Raw genomic sequence first — 6,761 nt, forward strand, 5'->3', positions numbered from 1 at the left:
CACCAGGCCGTCGGGGATCGCCTCATCGGAGTGCTTGTCGCGCCACTCGCGCACCACATCAGGTAAAAACGGAATCCTCGCGCCGAGAATGTAGGACAGCCCTGCCGCGTGCAGGGCGACCTGGTTGGCTTCCGAGATCATCCCGGCATCAGCGACGACCGTGACGTCGGTGAGTTGGTGAGCGGCCTTGAACGCGTTGATCACCGGCAGCATGGTCGCGGTCTCTGCCTTATTGCCCTCAAAGGCCGCCACCGTCAACGGGAACCCGCCAGCATCGGTCAACAACCCCAGGGTGATCTGCGGGTCCAACCGTCTTTCCTTGGAGAATCCGGGCTCCCGGAACCCATCACCAGCATCGGTCTCGAAGTGCAGCGTCGACACGTCATAGAGCACCAGACTGGCCGGACCCAATTGCGCGTGGGCAGCGCATGCGGTCGAAAGCGCTTGCCGGAAAGCGGGTTTGGCGAACACCGGCAGACGGCGGTTCAGCGTCGGATACGACACCGGGACGACCCCAGTCTCCTCGACGACCCGAAGTGAATCGGCCTTGCTGGTCGGTTCGATGATCCGGGCCAACACCAACTGACGAAACGCCTCATCCCCATCGGCGACGTTGGCGAACCCGACCTTGTCATAAGCAGCGCACAATGCTTCCCACAGCAGCGCCGACTTCGAGGACGTGATCGGCAACGGCTCGGCCGCCGAACGTTCGGCCAAGCCAAGGTCGAGTTGCGCTTGGCCGGCGGCCAGTCGCTGCGCCGCGGCAGCCTTCAAAGCGGCCACCCCGGCCTCGTCATGCGCCGAACCCAGATGCTCGATCCGGCGTGACCCGCGCCGCGAGGACCACACGACCTGCACAGCCATCGCCCCCGAGGATGTCTTCACCGTGCGCACATAGGCCACGCAGGCACCCTACGGCCCACCGGCTAGTGCACAAATCCGCACCAGGCCACAACCGAAGACACAGGTCACAGCCCTACACAACCGCCGGATCGCCGACAGTGATAAAAGTCAGGTTCGACGGAACGGGCGTCGACCTGGTCAACCCCTGGGACTGACGTCGTGCCCCAGATTCATTGAGAATGCCCCAGATCCAGTGATAACGGACAACCGCCGCATCCCCCGCCGGCACTAAGGGATACGCCTCCTTAAAAGCGGCGTCGTCGCCGACAAACGGGCTCCCCGGCTCAGGATGGTGCGGGTGCAGTCCCCACTGCCGCAATTCCGCGCACGCTTGGCACGGTTGCCGATGCGGTCCAGCACGCCGTTCGTCGCCAAATTGACCAGTGCTTCTATCATCTGCTGATCCGGCTGCATAACGAGTCTCCTATTACAACACCAAACACGCCCTGGCTGCGCGGTACGTTCACAATGCACCTGTCCAACGACAAGTCCGGGGTGTTCAAGGGCGCGCCGGCCATTGAGTAACAATTGCGACGTTGCATTTCGTAAGGCGGACGCCCGCGTTGGAGTCTGGGACCTAAGGGGACAATCGGCTTCCCACGCAGCGACTTCCACGTCAGGCAGCGGATTATCGAAGGTGTCGGAAACTGAGAGATTCTGTAGCTGGCCGAATTGACGCGGTGTGTTTGTTGAAGCTTGCATATCGGGCGGCGGTGGCTCGTCCCAAGCCTTCGCCATCAACGTCGGATCGTCGAGGTCTCGGCAAGCGTCGGCTGCTCGGCGGAGCTGTTCCGCTGTCATCCGTTCTGCAGGCTTGTGCCGCGGTGCCTTATCGGACATTGGTGACCCTGAAGATCTCTGATCGTAAGCGGATGGGCGTAGGTTGAACTCTATCTTGGTGGTCAATTCGTCACGGTGCCAGTTCTCCCCAGTTGCGTCCAGCAGAGTGGTGTACGAGCCGGTGATGACCGGCGTGTCGTAGCCGGATGAATGAAGGTCATCGCGTGATTCTTCGAGGGACCGACCAAAGTCACTCGAGCAAAGGAATCAACGCGATGACCATTGCCCACGATATCGACCTGTCTGCCGTGCTGGCCGAACGACTCACCACCACGCACCCTGATGTGCTGCGCGAGTTGTTGGCCGCCTTCATTCACGCCCTGATGGGCGCCGAAGCCGACGCGGTGTGCGGTGCCGGCTACGGCCAGCGCAGCAGCGAGCGCACCAATTCCCGCAACGGGTATCGGCACCGCGAGTTTGACACCCGCGCAGGCACATTGGATCTGGCGATTCCCAAGCTAAGGCAAGGTTCGTACTTCCCGGACTGGCTGCTGGAACGGCGCAAACGCGCCGAGCGGGCCCTGACCACGGTGGTGGCTACCTGCTACCTGCTGGGCGTTTCGACGCGGCGGATGGACAAACTCGTCGAGACTCTGGGCATCACCAGCTTGTCGAAGTCCCAGGTCAGCGTGATGGCCAAAGAGCTCGACGCCGCGGTCGAGGCGTTCCGGACCCGGCCACTGGATGCAGGCCCGTACACGTTCATGGCTGCTGACGCCCTGGTGCTCAAGGTTCGCGAAGCAGGCCGGGTGGTCAACGTGCACGCGCTGATCGCCACCGGGGTCAACGCCGAGGGCTACCGCGAAATCCTGGGCATCGACGTCACCACCGCCGAGGACGGGGCCGGCTGGCTGACCTTCCTGCGGTCGCTGACCGCCCGCGGCCTATCAGGGGTCCGTCTGGTCACTTCCGACGCCCACGCCGGTCTGGTGGCCGCGATCGGCGCCACCCTGCCTGGGGCATCGTGGCAACGGTGTCGCACCCACTACGCCACCAACCTGATGGCCATCACTCCGAAATCATCGTGGCCGTGGGTACGCACACTACTGCATTCGGTCTTCGATCAACCTGACGCCGGTTCCGTTGCAGCCCAATATGACCGCATCATCGACGCACTGGCCGACAAGCTCCCCAAGGTCGCCGACCACCTCGAAGACGCCCGCGCCGACCTGCTCGCCTTCACCGCCTTCCCCAAACAAATTTGGCGGCAGATCTGGTCCAACAACCCACTATCCGTTAACCGGCTCTCCGGGGACACGGTTCGGGCTGCAGCGTGAGGTTCACGCACAAGCGCTGAGCACGGATGGATGCTGTCTGCATCTCGGTGGGGGAAGGCGGAGCGGCGATGCGGGTACTCAAGAGCGACAGCGGATATGTCCTGGAGGGCGACTGGGACGGGCAGGACGCGGTGAACGCGTTTCTCAACCATTTGGCGGGACGGGGGTTCAGCGCGGCCACGGTGCGGGCCTACGCATTCGACGTCGCCAATTTGAGCCGGTTCCTCGTCCAGCAAGCGGTCGGGCTCGCCGCGGTCGATGCGCCGTTGGTGTTCGACTGGATCGACTGGCAAGGCGTCCGCCGAACGGACCAGCCCACCGGCGGTCACCGCTCGTCGACCCCGCCGGCAGCTTCGACGGTGAACCGCCGGGTCGCGGCAGTGCGCGCGTTATTCGAGTATCTGGTGATGACCGGTGTCTGCACCGACAATCCGGTGCCGTCGCCGCGGCGGGGACAGGGGCTGCGCCAGTCGCAGCGGGGGTTGCTCGGTCATCTGGGTCCCGGGCGTGCACGCAGTGGCGGGTAGGTTGGTGCGTCAGCCGCAGCGTCTTCCGGAATCGTTGTCCACCAACGATGTCGACGCGTTCCTGGCGACACTGGCAACGCACCGGGACCGGGCGATGGTGCTGGTGATGCTACTCGGAGGGCTGCGTTCGGCCGAGGCGCGTGGCCTGCTGCTCGCCGACGTCGATATGGGCCGGCGCCGGCTTCGGGTGATCGGCAAGGGCGGCAAGGAACGTCATGTCCCGGTCGATGCGGCGTTCTTCACCGAGCTCGCCGCCTACCTGCGATGGGAGCGGCCGCCGGGGTTGGCGACGCCGCAGTGCTTCGTAGTGCTGCGCGGCCCGACGACCGGTGCACCGGTCAGCGAGGCCGGGCTGCGCAGCCTGTTCCGTCGGCACCGGGAGACCTCTGGCGCCACAAGAGTCCGCCCGCACCGTTTACGGCATACCTACGGCGCCGGCTTCGGGTGATCCAAGGCGGCAAGGAACGTCATGTCCCGGTCGATGCGGCGTTCTTCACCGAGCTCGCCGCCTACCTGCGATGGGAGCGGCCGCCGGGGTTGGCGACGCCGCAGTGCTTCGTAGTGCTGCGCGGCCGACGACCGGTGCACCGGTCAGCGAGGCCGGGCTGCGCAGCCTGTTCCGTCGGCACCGGGAGACCTCTGGCGCCACAAGAGTCCGCCCGCACCGTTTACGGCATACCTACGGCACCGAATTGTCGGCGGCCGGAATCGATCTGCTGGCGTTGCGGGCGTTGATGGGGCATGTCTCGCCGGAGACCACGGCCCGCTACGTGCATTTGTCGATCGAGCAGCTCGCCGCCGAATACGGTGCTGCTCGTGCGACGTTGGCCGGAGCCCGGCAGTGACCACGGTGTTGGTCGGCCAACCCGTAGGCGCCGACGAGGTGGTGGCGGATTATCTCGACCACGTCGCCACCCTGGGTTTGAGCGGGCGGGCGGTACGCGACCGGATTCGGATCGCTCGCGACTTCACCGCACGCCACCGCGACCTGCACGCCTGGATGACGCTGCCGGCAGCCGAGCGGATCGCCGAGATACGGGACACCGGGGCGTGGCCGCTGATCTGTCACACGATCGGCACCGGCCGGTTACGGCTGGACGTCGAGCTGGCCGCGGTCAAACAGTTGACCGGGCTGGGCCGCGCAGTGGAGGACCGGGATCCGAGCGGATTCGCCGCGTTGCGGAATGCGGGAATTCGGTTGGGCTGGAGGAGTTCCTGGGTCGAGACGGTCCTCGGCGAATGTCTGGCGGTAGTGCTGGCACACCACGGCGGAATGGTCGCCGACCTGACCGGCGACGCGCTCGACGACTTCGACGCCGCGCTGTCACGTACCGTGGTGCCGCCATCGTCGCGGCGGGCATACAGGGGGCGGCTGGCCAGCCTGCGGCAGCTGTTGTTCGAGACCGCGGTCATCGACACCGCGCCGAAACGCCGGCGGTGGGCCCGTAGCCTCGAGCAGCGCTTCACCGAGGTGGAGATGCCCGACCCGATCCGTCAGACGTTGCTGCGCTACATCGGCGTGCGCGCGGCGGTGCTGCGGCCCAAATCGGTCGAGTCGCTGATCAACGACCTGCTGCCCTTCGCCGAATACCTCACCGCTCACCATCCCGACGTCATCAGCCTGCGTGAACTCGACCGGAGCTGCATCGAGGGCTACCTGAAATGGAATCGCACCCGGGGCTGGCGTGGTCAGCGCGCCGCCGCGGGCGCCGGGCGCACCGTCTCGGCCGCGGTGGCCCAGTCGGCAGTGCTCAGTCTGCGCAACCTGCTCGACGACATCACCGCCTGGGGCTGGGCGCAGGCCCCACCACGGCGGTTGGTATTCGCCGCCGACGTCCCCAAACTCGACCAGCCGTTGCCACGCGCGCTAGCACCCGATGTGGACGCGGCAGTGATGAACGCCGTTGCCCACCTGCAGGATCCGTTCGCCCGCATCGGCCTGACCGTGCTGCGTGGTGCCGGCCTGCGGGCGGGGGAACTGCTCGACCTCGAACTGGGCAGCATCATCGACTACGGACCGGCCGGAACCTGGCTGAAGGTGCCACTGGGCAAGCTCGCCACCGAACGCATGGTCCCGCTCTCCGCCGCGACCCTCGCCGCGCTCGACGAGTGGGTCGCCCTCCGCGGCACGCACCGGCCGCTGCCGCACCCACGCACCGGCGTGCTCACCGACTTTCTGTTCACCCGGCACGGACGCCGCCTGGGCTACACCCGGCTGCGCAACGGGCTGCTCACCGCCGCTGAATCCGCCGGGTTGCACCGTCCCGACGGCGGCGTCCTGATGGTCACTCCACATCAGTTGCGCCACACCTGGGCCACCGAACTCGCCAACGCCGGGATGAGTCTGCAGGCCTTGATGTCCTTACTCGGGCACGTCACTCCACAAATGACGATCCGCTACGCCACCCTGGCCTCGCCCACCCTGCGCGCGGCCTACGACGAAGCGATGGCAAGATGCGCCGCCAGTTCACCCTCACCCCGGTCGGCAAACCGATCCTGCCCGACAAGGTCGGCTGGCTGCACAGTGAAATGCTGAAAACCCGCGTTGCACACGGATACTGCGCTCGCCACGAATCCGCGGGCGCGTGCCCTTATGCCAACATCTGCGAAACCTGCGACAACTACGTCACCGCCCCCGAATTCCGCGACACGCTCACCGACCAACTCGCCGACGTCCAGGCCCTCAGAACCGACGCCGAGTGCCGCGGCTGGACCGACGAAGCCGCCCGCCACGACCGCGTCGCCCACGCCCTTACCGACCACCTCCAGCGCCTCGATCGATGAACATCCCACCCCGACGGGTTGACCCGCCCCCGAGGGCCGGATAATGGAGCGATTGAACAAGGAAATCAAACGCCGCACCGACGTCGTCGGCGTGTTCCCCAACCCCGCCGCGCTGTTACGGCTGGCCGGCTCGGTACTCGTTGAGGCCCACGACGAATGGCAGGTCGCCGACAAGCGCTACCTCTCCGAGACCAGCCTCGCTCTGCTCGACGTCAGTGACCAAAGTGCCGAAACCATTGCCCCCACAGCCGCTCTCACGGCATAGTGGCTACCACAGAGCCACACGCGGACACGCGACCGCTCTTACACCACTCCACGGGACGTGACCGACAATCGCGAAAACGTTGCAGCCCAAATGGGTACAAACCACAACTGTCTGATGCGCGCTGTCCGACCCCACACGTACGTTTCGTTGAGCGCTTGGAATCGA

At 65.8% G+C, this 6,761-nt stretch carries 2 protein-coding genes and 5 pseudogenes; 5 read left to right on the forward strand and 2 right to left on the reverse strand.

All coding sequences use genetic code 11. The features are described 5' to 3' along the window. The coding region (locus tag NF20_RS18250) for an IS1634 family transposase (protein WP_155947470.1) at positions 1-858 on the reverse strand (858 nt) is incomplete at its 3' end. Positions 859-1,131: 273 nt separating this feature from the next. Continuing rightward, complete coding sequence (locus NF20_RS27325) at positions 1,132-1,317, reverse strand: hypothetical protein (RefSeq protein ID WP_132160383.1); 186 nt, start codon at positions 1,315-1,317, stop codon at positions 1,132-1,134. A gap of 641 nt (positions 1,318-1,958) precedes the next feature. Between NF20_RS27325 and NF20_RS18255 the strand changes: the two are divergent. The 5 pseudogenes from NF20_RS18255 to NF20_RS18280 all read left to right on the forward strand — a co-directional run. Then, a pseudogene (locus NF20_RS18255) lies at positions 1,959-2,972 on the forward strand (IS256 family transposase); the annotation flags it as partial. 116 nt (positions 2,973-3,088) lie between these two features. After that, positions 3,089-3,980: pseudogene (locus NF20_RS28740) on the forward strand (tyrosine-type recombinase/integrase); the annotation flags it as partial. Then, positions 3,977-4,392: pseudogene (locus NF20_RS26570) on the forward strand (tyrosine-type recombinase/integrase); the annotation flags it as partial. The pseudogenes NF20_RS28740 and NF20_RS26570, both read left to right, overlap by 4 nt. Beyond that, positions 4,389-6,331: pseudogene (locus NF20_RS18270) on the forward strand (tyrosine-type recombinase/integrase). The pseudogenes NF20_RS26570 and NF20_RS18270, both read left to right, overlap by 4 nt. Positions 6,332-6,374: 43 nt before the next feature. Continuing rightward, positions 6,375-6,596, forward strand: a pseudogene (locus NF20_RS18280) (transposase); the annotation flags it as partial. Positions 6,597-6,761: the final 165 nt, after the last annotated feature.

This window comes from Mycobacterium sp. MAC_080597_8934, from assembly GCF_000523975.1.
GTDB classification, from domain to species: domain Bacteria; phylum Actinomycetota; class Actinomycetes; order Mycobacteriales; family Mycobacteriaceae; genus Mycobacterium; species Mycobacterium avium.